This is a genomic window from Myroides gitamensis (assembly GCF_029894455.1).
Lineage (GTDB): Bacteria > Bacteroidota > Bacteroidia > Flavobacteriales > Flavobacteriaceae > Flavobacterium > Flavobacterium odoratum.
Genome location: NZ_JARYHN010000001.1, coordinates 3942934 through 3960689, shown reverse-complemented (window position 1 = coordinate 3960689; position 17756 = coordinate 3942934). Strand labels below are relative to the sequence as shown.

The window sequence follows — 17756 nt, the reverse complement described above, 5'->3', positions numbered from 1 at the left end:
AGAAAATGAAAAAACTATTTCTTTTATTTTCGTTCTTTACCCTAACTCTTGCTCTAGCACAAGAGAAAAGAACGATTACAGGTTTTGTTCAAGATGCAAGCGACAAATCGGGATTACCAGGGGCATCTGTTATTGTTGAAACACAAAGTGTATCAACAGAAACGGGTCAGAAGGGAATCATTGAAAGTACAAGTATTGGAACAATGACCGATTTCGATGGTAATTTTACCCTTGATATTCCAAAAGAAACAAAAGCCATTCGCGTAAGCTTTATTGGCTATGCTTCTAAATTAATCAATTTAACTACTAAAACACATTATAATGTTGCTTTAGGAACAGATGAGAACATCTTAAATGAGGTTGTCATCACAGGTTATCAAACGATTGAAAAACGAAAATTAACTTCTTCTGTTGCGCAAATTAGCATGGCTGATATTGAACAAACAGGGGTTGCCAGTGTGGATCAAATGTTAGCAGGTCAAATTGCAGGGGTTGCTGTTACTACACCAACAGGAGCACCAGGTGGGCCGGCTAAAATTAGAATTCGTGGTACGGCTTCTTTAAACGGACCTCAAGATCCATTATGGGTGATTGATGGAATGCCGTTGGAAGGGAACAATGTTCCTAACTTTAACGATAAAGATAATATCGATCAATTACAAAACTTTTCTATCGCTGGTTTAAACCCAGATGATATCTTGGACATTACCATCCTTAAAGATGCGTCTGCTACTGCTATTTACGGAGCAAGAGCAGCGAATGGAGTAATTGTAATTACAACGAAAAAAGGGAAGAAAGGGGCCATGAAAGTAAACTTTACAGCAAATACTTTCGTGAATGAGCGCCCACAATTCTCTAAATTAAACTTGATGAATTCTTCTGACAAAGTAGATTTAGAATTGATGCTTGCAGGACGTTCAGATATTGATAATGCTCGTTCACGCCAAGGTGAAGTTGCGAGAATTTTAAATAGAAACAACGAATTAGACGCTTATAGAAATGGTGGATTCGGTTCCTTATCTCAAGAAAGTCAAAATGCTATTAATCGCTTGAGATTAGTAGATACTGATTGGGGTAAAGAATTATATCGTCCTACTTTCAACAAACAATATGGTTTGAGTTTATCTGGTGGGAGTGATCTTTCAGATTACTACTTCTCCCTAGGATACTACGATGAAGAAGGATCAACGATTGGAACTGGTTTTGAACGTTATAATATTACGTTGAAAAACAACTTTCACTTGACAGACAAACTAACTGCTGGTATAGCGTTATTTGGAACACAATCCAATAAAACCAATTTCATTGCTGATGCTGATGCAAGTGTGAATCCAGCAAACTACTCAAGAAATGCCAATCCTTATTTAAAGCCTTACAATGAGGATGGAAGCTTTCAATATGATCCAGATATCAATGGTTTTGGAGACGCCTATATTCCGTTCAACTTCATAGAAGAAAGACAAAATACAAGCTACGAATTGAAAAACCAGTCATTGAAAGCTATTTTTGATATTAACTATCAAATCTTAGATGACTTGAAATTCACTTCTCAATTGGGGTTACAAATTGACAATAGTGATACGGAAAAATACCTAGGTCAAGAAACGTACAACACGCGTAAATTTAGAGAAGGTACGAGATACTATGACAGTTCTGCAAAAGAATTCAAATACTTCTTACCAGAAGGAGGAATTATTGAAAACTTTTCGGATAAATACTTCCAATACAATTGGAAAACCCAAGCAATGTACAACACCATCATCAATGACATACACGAAATTGATGTAATGGCGGGGATGGAAATCAGAAAAGAAGAAAGAAAACAAATCAAATCAAAAGGTTTTGGTTATGACCCATTAACCTTAACAACAAAACCGATCTTATTTCCTCAAGGAAACTCTGAAGCAACACAAAAAAAATACGAGACATATAGAAGAACAAAAGGAGAAGATGCCTATGCCTCTTTCTTCGCAACAGCTTCTTATACGTATGACAGAAAATATACCATATTTGGAAGTGTACGTTACGATGGTTCCAACCTATTTGGTGTAGATCCAAAATATAGATATTTACCTTTATGGGCTATTTCAGGATCATGGTTAGCATCCAATGAGAAGTTCATGGAAAATCTTGATTTTATCAGCAATTTACGTCTACGTGCTTCTTATGGTTTACAAGGAAATGTGGACCGTACAACTTCTCCTTTCGTAATTGGAGAATACAGTACTTCTTCTATCCTACCAGGTTATCCAGAAAGTACCATTCAGGTGAATAACTTGCCAAATGGTACATTGAGATGGGAGAAAACAACGAATACAAACTTTGGTTTTGACTTAGGTTTATTCAATAATAGAATTGCCGTTGAATTTGATGCGTACAACAGAAAAAGTACGGATTTAATTGGTTTACGTGCTTTGCCTTTTGAAACAGGTTTTGAGTTTACCAATATGAACTGGGCACAAGTATCTAACAAAGGGTATGAAATTTCATTGACAACGAGAAATATCGCACGTCCTAATTTCTCTTGGAGTACAACATTCAACTTTGCACATAATAAGAGTAGAGTAGATCGTATTCAAGTAAACGATGGTGAATATTTACCATCAAGAGAAGGACATGCTGTAAATTCTGCTTTTGTCTTGAAAACAGCAGGGTTAGATGACAAAGGAAATATCTTATTCTGGCAAGGTGGAGAAAAAGTATCTGCTAAAGAATTTTTCCAACTATACGATTCTTGGGAAGAAATCATGCCAGGTTATATGGTTGACTCTAAATTGACACCTGAACAATCAAGAGAATTGTTTACATATGCTGGAGATAGAGATCCTAAATTTACTGGAGGTATCATCAATACATTCAAAATCAACAATTTTGACTTCACTATTTCTGCTGCGTTCAACTTAAAACAGATGGTAACACGTACGCCTTCTTATAATTCAGCTTTAGTTGACCCAGGAAGAAACTACACGAAAGAAGTGCTAGACATGTGGACTCCAATCAATACTGGCGGAACTTTACCAGGATTAACTGGAAATGACGCGTATGATGGAACAGACAACTGGATGTTAACAAAATGGTTTGATTACGGTGGAGCACCTATTAACTATTACAACTATCTAGATATTTGGACAAAAGAAACTAGTTATATTCGTATTAGTAGCTTGCGTTTAGGCTATACTTTACCAAGAGCAGTACTAGATAAATTGCGTTTAGAAAATGTGCGTTTTACTGTTGAAGGAAGAAACTTATTTGTATTTGGAACTGATTACAAAGGGTACTTTGATCCAGAAACGTATGGAAATATTTACGCACAACCAATCCAAAGATCATTCTCTTTAGGATTAAACATAACCTTCTAACCCTTTGCATATTATGAAAAGACTATTTTTATTTATCGGATGTCTAAGCTTAGGTTTATACACTGCAAGTTGTGATAAGTACTTAGACATTGAACCAGAAGGAAAAATTATTCCAAAATCAACGGATGATTATAGAAAATTAATCACAACTGCTTACTTTGCGTACCCTCGTCACAAGGCGCTAACGACTATACGTACAGATGAAGTTCAAGTTCCTGTAATGGACAACAGTGACTTCGCTGAAATTCGTGATGTATTTGTATACAACGATCAAAGCCCAAGTGATGGAACAAGAGAGTATGGATACCAAGACTTATACAAAGTTATTTTCTATGCTAATCAAACCATTAACGATGGTACTGGAACAATGCAAACGGGAGATACAAAAGAGCAACTTTTAGGTGAAGCACATGCGCTACGTGCTATGGCTTATTTCGACTTAGTAAACTTCTTTGCTAAGCCATATGATCCAGCTACAGCTGCGACAGAACCAGGTATTGTCATCTTAAACGAAGTAGATTTAGATAATAAAAGACCTAAATCAACCGTAGCAGAAGTATACAACCAAATTCATGCTGATATTGACGCAGCGAAAAGCAAGTTGAAAGTAACTACTTATGACGCGGGAATGAATTACCGTTTTTCTAAGTTGGCTCTTTTTGCTTTAGAAGCGCGTGTAAATCTATACCAAAAGAAATTTGAAGCGGCAATTGTGAGTGCTGAAAGTGCATTAGCAATCAAAAATACACTACAAAACTTAAATGCAGATACAAAAGAATCTGTGGCTCACTTCAAATCGGTAGAATCAATTATGAATTTAGAAGATGTATTCAAAACATCTTATAAATCTTTTGTTTTTGCTTCTGAAGAATTAAAAACCAGTTATGATCAAACAAACGATCTTCGTTATACTTCTTCTTTTGATGATTTAAACGGAAATCTAGTTTTGGTTAAAACAGGAAATGGAGATACTAAAATTTCCTTCCGAACAGCTGAATTATACTTCATCAAAGCGGAAGCTTATATCTTCTTAAATCAATTAGATCAAGCAACAGCAACCCTTGAGCCGATTATCGAAAATCGTTATAAAGCGGAAGCTGTAACTGCTAGGGTAGAACAACTAAAATCGTTCGACCAAACAGCATACAAAAAATATATCCTAGAAGAGCGTTTCAGAGAGTTTGCATTTGAAGGTCAACGTTGGTTTGACTTGAGAAGATTAGATCAAAAGAAAATTGTTCACAAACTAGGTAACGAAGAATTTACACTACAACAAAACGATCCGCGTTATACCTTGCCTTTCCCAAGAAAAGCAAGAGAAAACAACCCAAATTTATAGCCGGTGACACTGCAAAAAGCTACCAGAAATGGTAGCTTTTTTTATGGCTTATCATCCCAGAAAAAAATCTCATTTTTAGAACGGCTAACTTTTTAGTACTTTTACAAAAAAAAGGTGCGTATAGCCATAGTTGAAGATGAAGCTCTAGCAGCAAATTATCTAAAGAAATTATTACTTACCCAAGACATCCTTCCCGTTGTGGTTAGTGATATTGTCATGCTTTCTTCTATCAAAGAAGCTACGACTTTCTTTTTTCAACATACCGTTGATCTCATCTTCATGGACATTCACTTAGGCGATGGAAAAAGTTTAGAAATTTTCGATAAAATTGCAGTTAAAAGCCCAGTTGTTTTTATTACAGCTTATGACAACTATGCGATTGAAGCCTTCAAACAATTTGCCATAGGGTATATTCTCAAGCCTTTTGACAAATATGCATTAGACGAGGTACTCCTCAAATATGTGACTATTACCAAACGCTTACAAGAGGAACAACTTCCGAAACAGGAAAACGAAGAAGCGTCAAATAACAAGCTTAAAGATCGTTTTTTAATTCACGATGGTCACCGCTTAAAATCAATAGAAACCCCAGAAATAGCTTATTTATTTGCTTCAGGAAAGCATTTATTCTTGCATACTTTTCAAGACGAACGCTTCATTTATGATGATACTATCAAGGATGTTATTGACAAACTAGACGCCAAAACGTTTTTTAAAATTAACCGTAGTTTTATTGTCAATATTCATGCAATTAAAGAAGTTATTCGCCATACAAGTCAGAAAATAGAACTGGTTTTAAACGTTCAAAGCGACGACCAATACCCTATTTTCGTTAGCAAAGCACACATTCCTTTATTGAAAGATTGGTTGAGTTAAATTGCAATTCATCGCACTTCACCTTATTTTTTTTACTTACATTTGAGTAAAACTAAAACAAACTGCGTTATGAATCTAGGAGAATATATAGTGAATTTAATCGATGGAATTCTTGACTTCTTTCAATTAATCAAAGATTATTTAGATGATACCTTGAGTATTTTTGAAAAAATAAAAGAAGTCGTTTTAGATATTCTCGACTATTTCTCAGCTAAAATTGAAGATCTTACAGAAGAAGCTTCTGCTCTTTTTGAAGATACAGACGAGGAGTATTTCTTTATTTAGTCATTCTTTATTTTACCACAATTTTCTTTTTCATTTGTTCCACTACTTCATAAGCAGCTGGACAGATTGCTACATTCTGTAACGTAAGATTGGCAATTTGTTGAAATTTCTTGCGATCGGTATGAGGATACTCTCTACATGCCTTAGGGCGTACATCGTAGATCATACAGTAGTTTTCTGCATCCAAAAAGGTACAAGGTACTTGTTGTAAAACATAGTCATTATCTTCGTCAATTCTCAAATATTGATCGATAAATTGTTGGGATTTTAGACGCAAATGCTTGCTGATTCGCTCAATATCTGCACTAGTAAATAAAGGCCCTGTTGTTTTGCAACAATTGGCACAAGATAAGCAGTCTGTCTTTTTAAATACTGCATTGTGGATTTCTTGCATTTGATAATCCAGATCTTTAGGCGCTTTCTTTTGTAGCTTTGCCAAATATTTTTTATTCTCATTATGCTTATCTTTGGCTAACTTTGGAAGCTGTTGCAGTATTTTATTCATTCCTTTATATTTTGAAGGACAAAATTACAACAACTCCCTTTTTTATAGATCAAAAATCATCAAAAAAATGAAAGACCTTATTGGCCAAGCAATATTAGAGTATCAAGTCACTAAAAAACCAGCGGTAATTCTCACCGAAACCGACATATCCGAAGCAGAGGAAATGGAAGTTTCTTATTGGTTTCGTTCCTGTAAGGACATGCCTGAATTGGAGCAAATTGCCTTGAAAAAAAGTAAGGGGAAAATTCTAGATGTAGGTTGTGGAGCAGGTTCACATGCGCTTTATTTACAAGAAAAAAACCTCGATGTTACGGCTATTGATATATCTCCAAAAGCCGTTGAAGCCTGTCAATTGAGAGGCGTAAAAAACACAAAAACCGCCAATATCCTTGACATTAAGAATGAACAATACGATACAATCCTACTCTTGATGAATGGAACGGGAATTTTTGGAAGATTGATTCACATTACTACCTATTTAGAACATCTAAAAAGCTTACTAGCCACTGGTGGACAAATCTTAATCGATAGTTCTGATTTAATTTATATGTTTGACGAGGATGAAGACGGTGGAAAATGGATTCCGATGGACAACAAAGACTACTATGGAGAATTAGTTTTTAGCGTGGAATACAAAGGCGAAACAGAAGATGCCTTTCCTTGGCTTTATTTAGACTACAACACGCTTCAAAACGCAGCACATGGCTGTGGTTTGCATTGCGAAATACTATACGAGGGAGAAAATTTTGATTACCTCGCTCGATTAACGGTTAACCGTTAATAAAAAAAGCCTAAGCAATATGCTTAGGCTTTTTTTTATATCTTGATTTACATTTCCATGTATTTCATCATGATTGATTGAATGCTAGCTCCCCATTCCATTCCAACTTGTTGTCCTTTATCATACAAAACTTTATTTTTTTCGTATAATTTTTTTCCAACTGGCGTTTCATATAATTTAATCAATTCTTTGATTTCATCATGTGTAAACTCTTGAATGTAAATATTAGCCATGTTCGATTTGAACTCTTTTAAGCTTACATCGAATTCTTTTTTAAATTCCGCTCTTTTTGCTTCTGGAATGTTTTGGATGATATCTTCTGTCATATAGTCAAAAGCTTTCATTTGTCCACTAACTTCCATGTATTTCTCAGCATCCGCTTTGTAAGCAGCATCCTGTGCAAAACCGAAATGCCCCGCTAACATAAATGCAGCTACGATTACAATTTTTTTCATAATTATTATTCTTTTGGAGGAGTAAATATAAAGCTATGTTAAGGAATATCCAAGTATTTATGCGTTTGTAATGAAATTTTCCACTGTGGATTTTTCTTCACATATTCAATAATCAAAGGCATCATTATAGCGCGTTTACTCCATTCTGTTTGCAACAATAATAACGCATCTTTATTAACTTTAGCGGCTTGCTCTTCTGCAAAAATAAAATCGTGTTTGTTGTAAATCACTACTTTTAATTCATTAGCAGCAGCATAAGCGCTAGCTGTGGGAAGTTTTGCTTTCTTTGGCGACAAGCAAACCCAGTCAAAATCACCTGACATTGCATAAGCACCTGAAGTTTCTATATTGGTTTTTAAACCTGCTTCTTTTAATTTCTTCGTTAGATAATCTAAGTTATACATCAAAGGTTCCCCTCCTGTAATAACAGCTAAATTAGCAACGGCTGATGCATCAGCAACTATCTTTTCAACTGTTGTTAATGGATGTAATTCAGCATCCCAACTTTCTTTTACATCACACCAATGGCAACCAACATCACATCCTCCTAAACGAATAAAATAAGCCGCATGACCCGAATAAAAACCTTCTCCTTGAATAGTGTAAAACTGTTCCATCAAAGGCAATACGCGTCCTTCTGTTAATGCTTTATTTTCTAGGTTTTCCTGTATCATATTATACTAATTATTTTACTAGTAACCTTTACTTTTTGAAAGTAAAATTACGCTACAAAGATACGGCAAAAACATGAATCTCCCTTTTTCTAAGCACTTATTCCATAAGTCTCCTTCTAAGATTTACCTTTCATCAGTCAATAATTCTTGATCTAGCCAGGTTAGAATTTGTCCATCACGTTGGGGATTGAACTTTCTAGCATATAAATAACCTTTAGATGCAGCTTGTTTTAAAAGTTCACAATCCTCCATAGAAAAAGTAACAGGTAAAGGCACTCCCTTTCTATCCCAATCAACAAAAGTCAAAACACCTTCAACCTGAACACTAAGGTCCTTTTTCATTACCTCAGTTAATAATGTTTGAAAAAAATATTCATCTGCACAAAAACTTGTCTGAAAAAAATAATAGTATTCCGCGTAATTTTCTTGATACAAGTTCATGATTTTATCTAATGTATCATACCGTAAAGCCCACCAAGAAGATCCTTTATAAAAAACAATTGAGGGATCTAATTCCTTTTGAATAAATAAATACTTCAAATACGAAAACTTAAAACACCCTTTAAAAATGGATTTATACAATCCGGATATTTTATTCTTTTTGAAGATGACATAATCTCCTCTTTTATCACTCTTATTCACCTTAAACCCTCTAAAATTGAGATATGGACGAGGGTGTACATCTTGTGCTACAAACTTTTCAACAAAATCGATAGCGCGATGTTTTTCATAAAAGTCTTGAATAGTAGCGGCTGGTTGAAGTGGATAATCTTGCCCACTAATAAGTACCACACGATCAAAAGGCGAAGGTTGGTACTCAGCTACCTCCTTAATAAGATTTAAAGTAGCTTGCACTTGTGAAAAATCACCCCATATGCAATTCACACGATTTTCAATAAATCGAATATGCTCTCCCACACAGATTGATTGAAAAGGAACAAGATCACTTTTCAAATCAATGTGAATAAGAAAATGAACATTAGGTGCATATAAACGGTCTATTAATCGTTTAAGTTGCTCGGGATTGGTATGGGCTTGAACAATATAAAATACATTCAAATCCCCCGTTTGATTTACTAGATTATTCAAGAAACTAAAATTTATAATATCTAAATAACGCTTTTTAACGTTACTTCAATATTTCTTGAATATTAATTTTTTATTAATTAACACACTACTATCCAATCTAAAAGACAAGTACTCATCACATATACATACAATAAAACATTCATTTACTTAAAAAAGATTTTATTGGAACTGTTACTTTATAATGAGGCAAAAAAAATCCAGAGGAACAATTCCTCTGGATTCTAGTATCAAAAACGATTAAACGCTTAGATTTTATTTCTCTTACGATCCGTTTCTTTTAAGAAGATTTTTCTCAAACGAAGTGATTTTGGTGTTACCTCAACGTACTCATCTTTTTGGATGTACTCTAAAGCTTCTTCTAATGAGAATTTAATTGCCGGAACAATTTTTGCTTTATCATCTGATCCAGATGCACGAACGTTTGTTAACTTTTTCGTTTTCGTAACGTTAACTGTCATATCATCTCCACGAGAATTTTCACCGATAACTTGTCCTTCGTAGATATCCTCGTTTGGATCAACGAAAAACTTACCACGATCTTGTAATTTATCAATAGAATAAGGAATAGCTTTTCCATTTTCCATAGAGATTAAAGAACCATTGATACGTCCAGCGATTTCTCCTTTGTATGGTTGATATTCTAAGAAACGGTGTGACATGATTGCCTCACCAGCAGTTGCTGTTAATAATTGATTTCTCAAACCAATAATACCTCTAGAAGGCACTAAGAATTTAATAATCATACGGTCCCCTTTTGGTTCCATACTTAACATTTCTCCTTTTTTCAACGTCACATATTCTACTCCACGTCCTGATAAGTTCTCTGGAATATCAATTGTTAATTCCTCAATTGGTTCACATTTTACACCATCAATTTCTTTGATGATTACTTGTGGTTGACCAATTTGAAGTTCATATCCTTCACGACGCATTGTTTCAATCAAAACAGATAAGTGTAATACACCACGTCCGAATACCATAAATTTATCCGCACTATCCGTTTCGTTCACACGCAACGCTAAGTTTTTCTCTAATTCTTTATTTAAACGATCTTTAATGTGACGAGAAGTAACGTATTTACCTTCTTTACCAAAGAATGGTGAGTCGTTAATTGTAAATAACATACTCATTGTTGGCTCATCAATTGTGATTGTTGGCAATGCTTCTGGATTTTCGAAATCAGCAATAACATCTCCAATCTCAAATCCTTCGATTCCTACAACCGCACAAATATCACCAGCGTATACTTCTGATACTTTTTTACGTCCTAAACCTTCGAATGTATGTAATTCTTTAATTTTAGATTTCACGATTTTACCATCTCTCTTAATCAAAGAAATATTCATTCCTTCTTTTAAGATTCCACGGTGTAAACGACCGATAGCGATACGTCCTGTAAACGTTGAGTAATCCAATGATGTAATCAACATTTGAGCAGTACCTTCTCTTACTTCAGCAGCAGGGATATGCTCTAAAACCATGTCTAATAATGGCTCTAAAGAGTCTGTTTGTTGTTTCCAATCTGTAGACATCCAGTTGTTTTTAGCAGAACCATAAACTGCTGGGAAATCCATTTGCCATTCTTCAGCACCCAATTCGAACATTAAGTCGAATACTTTTTCGTGTACTTCTTCTGGTGTACAGTTTTCTTTATCTACTTTATTGATAACTACACATGGTTTTAACCCTAAGCTAATTGCTTTTTGTAGTACAAATCGAGTTTGTGGCATTGGTCCTTCAAAAGCATCTACAATTAAAAGAACACCGTCAGCCATATTCAATACACGCTCTACTTCTCCACCAAAATCCGCGTGTCCTGGAGTATCGATAATATTAATTTTAGTTCCTTTATAACTTACAGATACGTTTTTTGAAACGATTGTAATTCCTCTTTCTCTTTCGATATCCTCGTTATCTAAAATCAACTCTCCAGAAGTTTCATTTTCACGAAATAACTGACAGTGGTGTAATATTTTGTCTACCATTGTAGTCTTACCATGGTCAACGTGTGCGATAATTGCAATATTCCTAATTTGTGTCATAAAAGGATTTTAAAATTATATTAGTATTCATTGAAATGTATAGTATAAACAAAAAAAGCCCTCATGGAATTGAGAGCTTAGTGTATGTCTTCTATAAACACAACCTATTGCTTCTTATAAAGCAGCAACGTGTTTTGTTAATTTAGATTTTAAATTAGAAGCTTTGTTTGCATGAATGATATTTTTCTTTGCTAATTTATCAATCATTGCAACAACTACAGGTAATTTATCAGCAGCATCTTTTTGATCTTCAATCAAACGTAAAGCTTTGATCGCGTTACGTGTAGTTTTATGCTGATATCTGTTTAATACTCTCTTTTTTTCGTTACTTCTAATTCTTTTTAAAGCTGACTTATGATTTGCCATTTTTTAAATATTTTATTAAGTCTATACTATTTTTTTCTGTAGTCCGTAGGGGAATCGAACCCCTGTTACCAGGATGAAAACCTGGCGTCCTAACCCCTAGACGAACGGACCAAAAAATCCATTGCGATTCTCGAAAGAATCTTGTAGTCCGTAGGGGAATCGAACCCCTGTTACCAGGATGAAAACCTGGCGTCCTAACCCCTAGACGAACGGACCAAAAATTATATTGTGATTCTCGAAAGAATCTTGTAGTCCGTAGGGGAATCGAACCCCTGTTACCAGGATGAAAACCTGGCGTCCTAACCCCTAGACGAACGGACCAAAATGCATATTGTAATTCTAAAAGAATCAGTAGTCCGTAGGGGAATCGAACCCCTGTTACCAGGATGAAAACCTGGCGTCCTAACCCCTAGACGAACGGACCAAAATGCGGTATAATTTCTATAAAAGAACGTGTAGTCCGTAGGGGAATCGAACCCCTGTTACCAGGATGAAAACCTGGCGTCCTAACCCCTAGACGAACGGACCAAAATGCGTTAGTTTCAAAAGAATTGTAGTCCGTAGGGGAATCGAACCCCTGTTACCAGGATGAAAACCTGGCGTCCTAACCCCTAGACGAACGGACCATTTTGTTTATCTAACGCGGATGCAAAAGTACAATATATTTTTAAACCCGCAAGAGAAAAAACAAAAATTTTTATTTCTAATACGCTTTTGCAAACAACACTCTTCCTTTAGAAGGCGCTCCTGTTAGGATGCAAATTCCATCCTCTTCTTTTCTATCAATTGGAATACAGCGAATTGTAGCCTTTGTAAGGTCTTTAATCTTTTCTTCTGTCTCAATTGTACCATCCCAATGCGCAGAAATAAATCCTCCTTTATTTTCTAATAAATCTTTGAACTCCTCAAAAGAATTCGCTTCTGTGATATGCGAATCTCTATAAGTCTTTGCTTTATTAAATAAATTCGATTGGATTTCTTCCAACATATCCTGTACATACGTAACGATATCGTCTTTGGCTACAATCTCTTTTGTGAATGTATCGCGACGCGCTACCTCAAATGTACCGTTTTCTAAGTCTTTCGGCCCAATAGCGACACGCAATGGCACACCTTTCAACTCATATTCATTAAACTTCCATCCTGGTTTGAATGTCGTACGATCATCAAACTTAAATGAAATATTCAGTTTTTTAAATTGATCCGTTACTTTCTTCACTTCTTCGCGAATCTCTTCTAATTGTTCATCGGTTTTGTGAATCGGAACAATTACAACTTGAATCGGCGCTAAGTTTGGAGGTAAAACCAATCCATTATCATCTGAATGCGTCATGACTAATGCTCCCATTAATCTTGTACTTACCCCCCATGAAGTTGCCCATACATATTCCTGTTTTCCTTCTTGGTTTGTAAATTTCACATCAAACGCTTTGGCAAAATTTTGCCCTAAAAAGTGTGACGTTCCTGCTTGTAGTGCTTTACCATCTTGCATTAACGCTTCAATACAATATGTTTCAATTGCACCAGCAAAACGCTCATTTTCTGTTTTAAATCCTTTTACAACTGGAATAGCCATAAAATTCTCAGCAAAATCAGCATATACATCTAGCATTTGTTCTGCTTCTGCTACTGCTTCTTTTTCTGTTGCGTGAGCAGTATGTCCTTCTTGCCATAAAAACTCAGCCGTTCTCAAGAACAAACGCGTTCTCATCTCCCAACGCACAACGTTAGCCCATTGATTCACTAAAATAGGTAAGTCACGGTATGATTCAATCCACTTTCTATACGTATCCCAAATAATGGTTTCTGACGTAGGACGAACGATTAACTCTTCCTCTAACTTTGCTTCTGGATCTACTTCAATTGTTTTTCCGTCTTCTCCTGTTTTTAAGCGATAATGTGTAACTACTGCACATTCCTTTGCAAATCCATCTACGTGGCTAGCTTCCTTACTAAAATAAGATTTGGGGATGAATAAGGGGAAATACGCATTTTGATGTCCAGTCTCTTTGAACTTCTTGTCTAACTCTGCTTGCATTTTCTCCCAAATAGCATAGCCATATGGCTTAATAACCATACATCCTCGAACTCCCGAATTTTCGGCCAAATCAGCTTTTACTACAAGCTCATTGTACCACTTCGAATAGTCCTCACTTCTCTTAGTAATATTCTTGCTCATTTTTAATATATTAGCAGTTAAGTTGTTTAACTCTTAATTAACTATAATAATTCCACAAAAGTAACTAAATTTGTTTTTAACAACAATTAAATTCCCATCGAAAATGACTACAATTCTTCAAAAAACAATAAGCATGAGAAGAATCAGCCTTTTCTTACTTCTAGGAGGATTCGCTATTTCTTGTGGCTCATACCATAATGCTTCTTATAATCAAGATGGTATTTATGGACAAAGCACACAAGCTGATCCCTATGCAGGTAATGATTCGGGTAATTACTATGAGAACTATTTTGCATCTCTTAACCAAGATATGGAATATTTCACGGATGTCAATGCCTATAATTCACCTGTAAATGACAGTATATTGAATAATATACCAAATAAGGCAGTTAGTTATGGATCATGGGGAACAGAACCTTCTAGCATTCAAGTAAACTATTATAACAATAATTATAGACCCTATTGGGGCTATGGTTATTATGATCCGTTCTACGATCCATATTACTATGGCGGTGGATGGGGATTAAGTATTGGATTTGGTTGGGGTTGGAACAGTTATTATAGACCTTGGTACAATAATCACTATTGGGGCTCACCGTATTATGGCGGATATTATTCTCCTTACTACTCTCATGGGTATTATACCAACAACTATTATCCAAGAGGTTCTAGATCTTCGTATTCGAATTCTAGATCCTATCCGAATGGAAATAACGGAAGAAACAATAGCTACTATAGTCGATCAAACAACTTAAATAGTAGTGGTAACTCAAGAAGTTATTACAGCCGATCTACTTATCAGGGCACTAGACCAACATCTACCTCAACAAACAGTAGAAGTCGTTCTAGCTATAGCAACAGCAATACAAACTACAACAATAGTTACTATTCAAGAGGGAATTCAAACAGCAATTATAACAACAGATCATACAACACTAATTCATCGAATAGCAACTACAGCCGTTCTAATTCTTCTAGCAGTTCTAGAAGTTATAACAACAATAGTAGCTCAAGAAGTAATTACAACAGTGGCAGTTCTCGAAGCAATTACAACAGCGGTAGTAGTTCAAGAAGCAACTATAGCAGTGGTAGTAGTGGTGCTTCAAGAAGCAGCTACAGCGGCGGAGGAAGTAGCAGAAGCAGTAGTAGTTCTCGCAGATAATTACATTAACCTATTTGATCATACCTATGTATATAAATAAATTTATTTTTGGATTAAGCGCTTCACTTTTAACAATTGGAGCGATACAGGCACAAGAAATAAACCCATTAGATATTTCGAGATATTCGGAATCGGACATGAACGGTACAGCTCGTTTCAAAGGAATGAGTGGAGCATTCGGTGCAGTTGGAGGAGACTTATCTGCCCTTAAGATTAACCCTGCAGGAAGTGCTATATTCAACTATAACCAAGCTTCTTTCAGTCTATCATTAGCTAATAAGAAGAATAAAACAAATTACCTAAACAACAGCGAGTCCAAAAACTATACAGGACTTGATGTAGGTCAATTGGGTGCTATTTTCGTTTTTAATTCCAATGATGCTCAAGCAACAATGAGAAAATTTGCTGTTGGAGTAAACTATGAAAGTACTAAAAACCTGAACAACGATTACCGCATCATGGGAACAGGGCAAACAAACTCTCTGGGTGAGTACTTTTATCAATTAGCCAATGGATATCAGGTTCCTCATCGTGTATTAGTACCTGGAAACAACCAGAATCAGGATTATATTAATGCGGGGTATATTGCCAACTATCCTGGACAACAGACCTATTTAGCGCATGAAACATTCATCTTGAATAAAGGAAGTAAAGATGGTGAATATGAGGCTAATTTCGGAACAAACCAAGATACCTATACTCAAGGAAAATATGTAAGTACTGACGGATACAACAGTAAGTTTTCAGGTAACTTTTCAGCACAATTAGGGAATCGTATCTTTGTGGGAGCCAATTTAAATTTGCACCTATTTGATTACAAACAAACCTCAGATGCTGTGGAAATCAACCGTAGTAATTTACCTGCTGGAATGGTAAAGTCCATTACATATACCAATCAACTTTACACCTATGGTACTGGATTCTCTTTTAACTTAGGGGTAATTGGTCAGATTACGGATGAATTAAGAGCAGGGGTTGCTTATGAATCTCCTACTTGGTATAGCCTGCGTGATGAAATTACACAAGGAGTTGCTACAACTGTAGTTGGGGATGCTAAAGCCTATGCTGTTTATCCTGCAGTGACTAATATTTTTGAACGATATAATTTAAAAACTCCTGCAAAATACACTGGAAGTTTAGCTTATGTCTTCAATAAAAGAGGATTAATTAGTGTGGACTATAGTATTAAAGATTATAGCAACAATCAATTCAGACCTAAAAATGACGGTGGTTATAGCATCATGAATGACTTCTATAGCACTGAAATGAAAACAGCAAGTGAATTCCGCATTGGTGGAGAATACAGAATCAAACAAGTAAGTATTCGTGGAGGATATCGCTTTGAGGAAAGCCCATATAAAAACATCAAATATATGGGAGACTTAAACAGTTTCTCTGCGGGTATTGGTTATGAATTTGGAGATTCAAGATTAGACTTAGCGTACTCACACACTGCTCGTTCATATACTACCAATGTACTAGATATGACGGTAAATAACTTATATGATAATGCGACTTGGAAAATGAAAGAAAATTGGGTAACCTTATCTTATGTCATCAATTTCTAATTGTATTTAGAATTTTTAATACTATGAATCTCTTTAAGGATAAACTCTTAAAGAGATTTTTTTATTGTATTTTTGCATCAAAATTTTAAGGAATTAAAAAAATCAAACTAATGAAAGCCTTTTTTAAACTTTTTGCAAGTGTATGCTTGTTGGCAACTACAGTGGGATTTGCACAAGAAACAGCAACTACGCCTTTACGTTATACAGCCTCAAATAAAGGTAAATTTTACATATACTGGGGAGGAAACAGAGGATATTATACCAATTCAGACATCCGTTTTAGAGGGGAAAACTATGATTTCACCATCAAAGATGTAAAAGCAGATGATAAACCGAAAGGATGGCACGTTGATTACATCAATCCAGGACGTATGACCATTCCTCAAACGAACTTGAGAATTGGATACTTTATTACGGATAAGTACAATATCTCTATTGGTGTTGACCACATGAAATATGTGATGCGTCAAAATCAAACCGTAAATTATTCAGGAGAATATTATGGTGCAGGTTCATACGGAGAACAAGTACCGGATCATCCGGATCAAGTAAAATTAACAGAAGAATTTTTGAAATTCGAGCATACAGATGGATTAAACTATTTGAATGTTGAAGTAAACCGCGTAGATGATATCTCGAAATTATTCCGCATTTACAATACAGATAAAATCCAGGTGAATGTTACAGAAGGTCTTGGATTTGGTATCATCTATCCTAAAACAAATACAACTTTGTTGGGTAAAGATCGATATGATGAATTTCACGTTTCTGGTTTAGGTTTTTCTGCAAAAGCGGGTTTAAACGTAACGTTATTTAAACACTTCTTCGTGCAAGCGGAGTTAAAAGGAGGATATATCGATATGTATGATGTGCGTACAACAGCTAGCAAAAAAGACAAAGCTTTCCACAACTTCTGGTTTGGTGAGACAATTATAGCATTTGGAGGAATTTTCAAACTGTAAATTCACTTCTTTATACCACAATAAAGTGGCTGCTCTTTGGAGTTAGCCACTTTTTTTTATTTCCTTAAGTCTCACGCATTCACCTCTTATCTAAAACGGAATCATTTTAGATAA

Annotated in this window: 15 protein-coding genes and 6 tRNA genes; 8 read left to right on the top strand and 13 right to left on the bottom strand. The window is 35.3% G+C overall.

Annotated features, from left to right (window positions below; translation table 11 throughout):
• The first annotated feature begins 5 nt into the window (after positions 1 to 5).
• From M2306_RS17630 to M2306_RS17615, 4 genes are all read left to right on the top strand, one after another.
• Positions 6 to 3359 (top strand): SusC/RagA family TonB-linked outer membrane protein, encoded by a 3354-nt coding sequence (locus tag M2306_RS17630; protein ID WP_259190732.1) that lies wholly within the window; start codon positions 6 to 8, stop codon positions 3357 to 3359.
• 13 nt (positions 3360 to 3372) lie between these two features.
• Positions 3373 to 4698: a RagB/SusD family nutrient uptake outer membrane protein gene (locus tag M2306_RS17625; RefSeq protein ID WP_115091558.1), complete on the top strand. Its 1326-nt coding sequence runs from the start codon at positions 3373 to 3375 to the stop codon at positions 4696 to 4698.
• Positions 4699 to 4812: 114 nt separating this feature from the next.
• The gene (locus tag M2306_RS17620; RefSeq protein ID WP_115091559.1) at positions 4813 to 5574 is read left to right on the top strand and encodes a LytR/AlgR family response regulator transcription factor; all 762 of its coding nucleotides are present in this window, start codon (positions 4813 to 4815) and stop codon (positions 5572 to 5574) included.
• 69 nt (positions 5575 to 5643) lie between these two features.
• The gene (locus M2306_RS17615) at positions 5644 to 5859 is read left to right on the top strand and encodes a hypothetical protein (RefSeq protein ID WP_259190733.1); all 216 of its coding nucleotides are present in this window, start codon (positions 5644 to 5646) and stop codon (positions 5857 to 5859) included.
• Between the two features lie 7 nt (positions 5860 to 5866).
• On the opposite strand, the gene M2306_RS17610 is transcribed toward M2306_RS17615, so the two are convergent.
• Entirely contained in the window at positions 5867 to 6364 is a 498-nt protein-coding gene (locus M2306_RS17610; protein WP_115091561.1) for a YkgJ family cysteine cluster protein, read from the bottom strand.
• A gap of 67 nt (positions 6365 to 6431) precedes the next feature.
• Between M2306_RS17610 and M2306_RS17605 the strand changes: the two genes are divergently transcribed.
• Positions 6432 to 7145, top strand: a complete 714-nt coding sequence (locus M2306_RS17605) for a class I SAM-dependent methyltransferase (protein WP_259190735.1) — start codon at positions 6432 to 6434, stop codon at positions 7143 to 7145.
• 47 nt (positions 7146 to 7192) lie between these two features.
• On the opposite strand, the gene M2306_RS17600 is transcribed toward M2306_RS17605, so the two are convergent.
• From M2306_RS17600 to proS, 12 genes are all read right to left on the bottom strand, one after another.
• Positions 7193 to 7600, bottom strand: coding sequence for a DUF2059 domain-containing protein (locus M2306_RS17600; protein ID WP_002987402.1), 408 nt, complete (start codon positions 7598 to 7600; stop codon positions 7193 to 7195).
• Positions 7601 to 7638: 38 nt separating this feature from the next.
• Positions 7639 to 8274 (bottom strand): 7-carboxy-7-deazaguanine synthase QueE, encoded by a 636-nt coding sequence (locus M2306_RS17595; RefSeq protein WP_115091562.1) that lies wholly within the window; start codon positions 8272 to 8274, stop codon positions 7639 to 7641.
• Positions 8275 to 8397: 123 nt separating this feature from the next.
• Positions 8398 to 9363, bottom strand: coding sequence for a beta-1,6-N-acetylglucosaminyltransferase (locus M2306_RS17590; protein WP_115091563.1), 966 nt, complete (start codon positions 9361 to 9363; stop codon positions 8398 to 8400).
• A 245-nt stretch (positions 9364 to 9608) separates the two neighbouring features.
• Complete coding sequence (gene typA / locus M2306_RS17585) at positions 9609 to 11405, bottom strand: translational GTPase TypA (protein WP_259190737.1); 1797 nt, start codon at positions 11403 to 11405, stop codon at positions 9609 to 9611.
• Positions 11406 to 11519: 114 nt separating this feature from the next.
• Positions 11520 to 11771, bottom strand: coding sequence for a 30S ribosomal protein S20 (rpsT, locus tag M2306_RS17580; RefSeq protein ID WP_002987410.1), 252 nt, complete (start codon positions 11769 to 11771; stop codon positions 11520 to 11522).
• A gap of 39 nt (positions 11772 to 11810) precedes the next feature.
• Positions 11811 to 11882: transfer RNA gene (locus M2306_RS17575), tRNA-Glu, on the bottom strand.
• A 33-nt stretch (positions 11883 to 11915) separates the two neighbouring features.
• Positions 11916 to 11987: transfer RNA gene (locus M2306_RS17570), tRNA-Glu, on the bottom strand.
• A gap of 33 nt (positions 11988 to 12020) precedes the next feature.
• Positions 12021 to 12092: transfer RNA gene (locus M2306_RS17565), tRNA-Glu, on the bottom strand.
• A gap of 31 nt (positions 12093 to 12123) precedes the next feature.
• A tRNA-Glu gene (locus M2306_RS17560) sits at positions 12124 to 12195 on the bottom strand.
• A gap of 32 nt (positions 12196 to 12227) precedes the next feature.
• Positions 12228 to 12299, bottom strand: a tRNA-Glu gene (locus M2306_RS17555).
• Between the two features lie 26 nt (positions 12300 to 12325).
• Positions 12326 to 12397, bottom strand: a tRNA-Glu gene (locus M2306_RS17550).
• 77 nt (positions 12398 to 12474) lie between these two features.
• Positions 12475 to 13950, bottom strand: a complete 1476-nt coding sequence (proS, locus tag M2306_RS17545; protein WP_115091565.1) for a proline--tRNA ligase — start codon at positions 13948 to 13950, stop codon at positions 12475 to 12477.
• Between the two features lie 133 nt (positions 13951 to 14083).
• Here proS and M2306_RS17540 point away from each other — a divergent pair, with 133 nt between their 5' ends.
• The 3 genes from M2306_RS17540 (at position 14084) to M2306_RS17530 (ending at position 17642) form a co-directional block, all read left to right on the top strand.
• The gene (locus tag M2306_RS17540) at positions 14084 to 15112 is read left to right on the top strand and encodes a hypothetical protein (protein WP_259190738.1); all 1029 of its coding nucleotides are present in this window, start codon (positions 14084 to 14086) and stop codon (positions 15110 to 15112) included.
• A 26-nt stretch (positions 15113 to 15138) separates the two neighbouring features.
• Positions 15139 to 16680, top strand: coding sequence for an OmpP1/FadL family transporter (locus M2306_RS17535; RefSeq protein ID WP_259190739.1), 1542 nt, complete (start codon positions 15139 to 15141; stop codon positions 16678 to 16680).
• Between the two features lie 110 nt (positions 16681 to 16790).
• A complete protein-coding gene (locus M2306_RS17530) occupies positions 16791 to 17642 on the top strand; it encodes a hypothetical protein (RefSeq protein WP_259190741.1) in 852 nt (283 codons plus the stop codon).
• Positions 17643 to 17756 lie beyond the last annotated feature (114 nt).

What these genes read in the sequence shown, in the direction of transcription:
- M2306_RS17630 (WP_259190732.1), top strand. Translation starts at nt 6, where the DNA reads ATGAAAAAACTATTTCTTTTATTTTCGTTCTTTACCCTAACTCTTGCT.
- M2306_RS17625 (WP_115091558.1), top strand. Translation starts at nt 3,373, where the DNA reads ATGAAAAGACTATTTTTATTTATCGGATGTCTAAGCTTAGGTTTATAC.
- M2306_RS17615 (WP_259190733.1), top strand. Translation starts at nt 5,644, where the DNA reads ATGAATCTAGGAGAATATATAGTGAATTTAATCGATGGAATTCTTGAC.
- M2306_RS17610 (WP_115091561.1), bottom strand. Translation starts at nt 6,364, where the DNA reads ATGAATAAAATACTGCAACAGCTTCCAAAGTTAGCCAAAGATAAGCAT.
- M2306_RS17605 (WP_259190735.1), top strand. Translation starts at nt 6,432, where the DNA reads ATGAAAGACCTTATTGGCCAAGCAATATTAGAGTATCAAGTCACTAAA.
- M2306_RS17600 (WP_002987402.1), bottom strand. Translation starts at nt 7,600, where the DNA reads ATGAAAAAAATTGTAATCGTAGCTGCATTTATGTTAGCGGGGCATTTC.
- M2306_RS17595 (WP_115091562.1), bottom strand. Translation starts at nt 8,274, where the DNA reads ATGATACAGGAAAACCTAGAAAATAAAGCATTAACAGAAGGACGCGTA.
- typA (WP_259190737.1), bottom strand. Translation starts at nt 11,405, where the DNA reads ATGACACAAATTAGGAATATTGCAATTATCGCACACGTTGACCATGGT.
- rpsT (WP_002987410.1), bottom strand. Translation starts at nt 11,771, where the DNA reads ATGGCAAATCATAAGTCAGCTTTAAAAAGAATTAGAAGTAACGAAAAA.
- proS (WP_115091565.1), bottom strand. Translation starts at nt 13,950, where the DNA reads ATGAGCAAGAATATTACTAAGAGAAGTGAGGACTATTCGAAGTGGTAC.
- M2306_RS17540 (WP_259190738.1), top strand. Translation starts at nt 14,084, where the DNA reads ATGAGAAGAATCAGCCTTTTCTTACTTCTAGGAGGATTCGCTATTTCT.
- M2306_RS17535 (WP_259190739.1), top strand. Translation starts at nt 15,139, where the DNA reads ATGTATATAAATAAATTTATTTTTGGATTAAGCGCTTCACTTTTAACA.
- M2306_RS17530 (WP_259190741.1), top strand. Translation starts at nt 16,791, where the DNA reads ATGAAAGCCTTTTTTAAACTTTTTGCAAGTGTATGCTTGTTGGCAACT.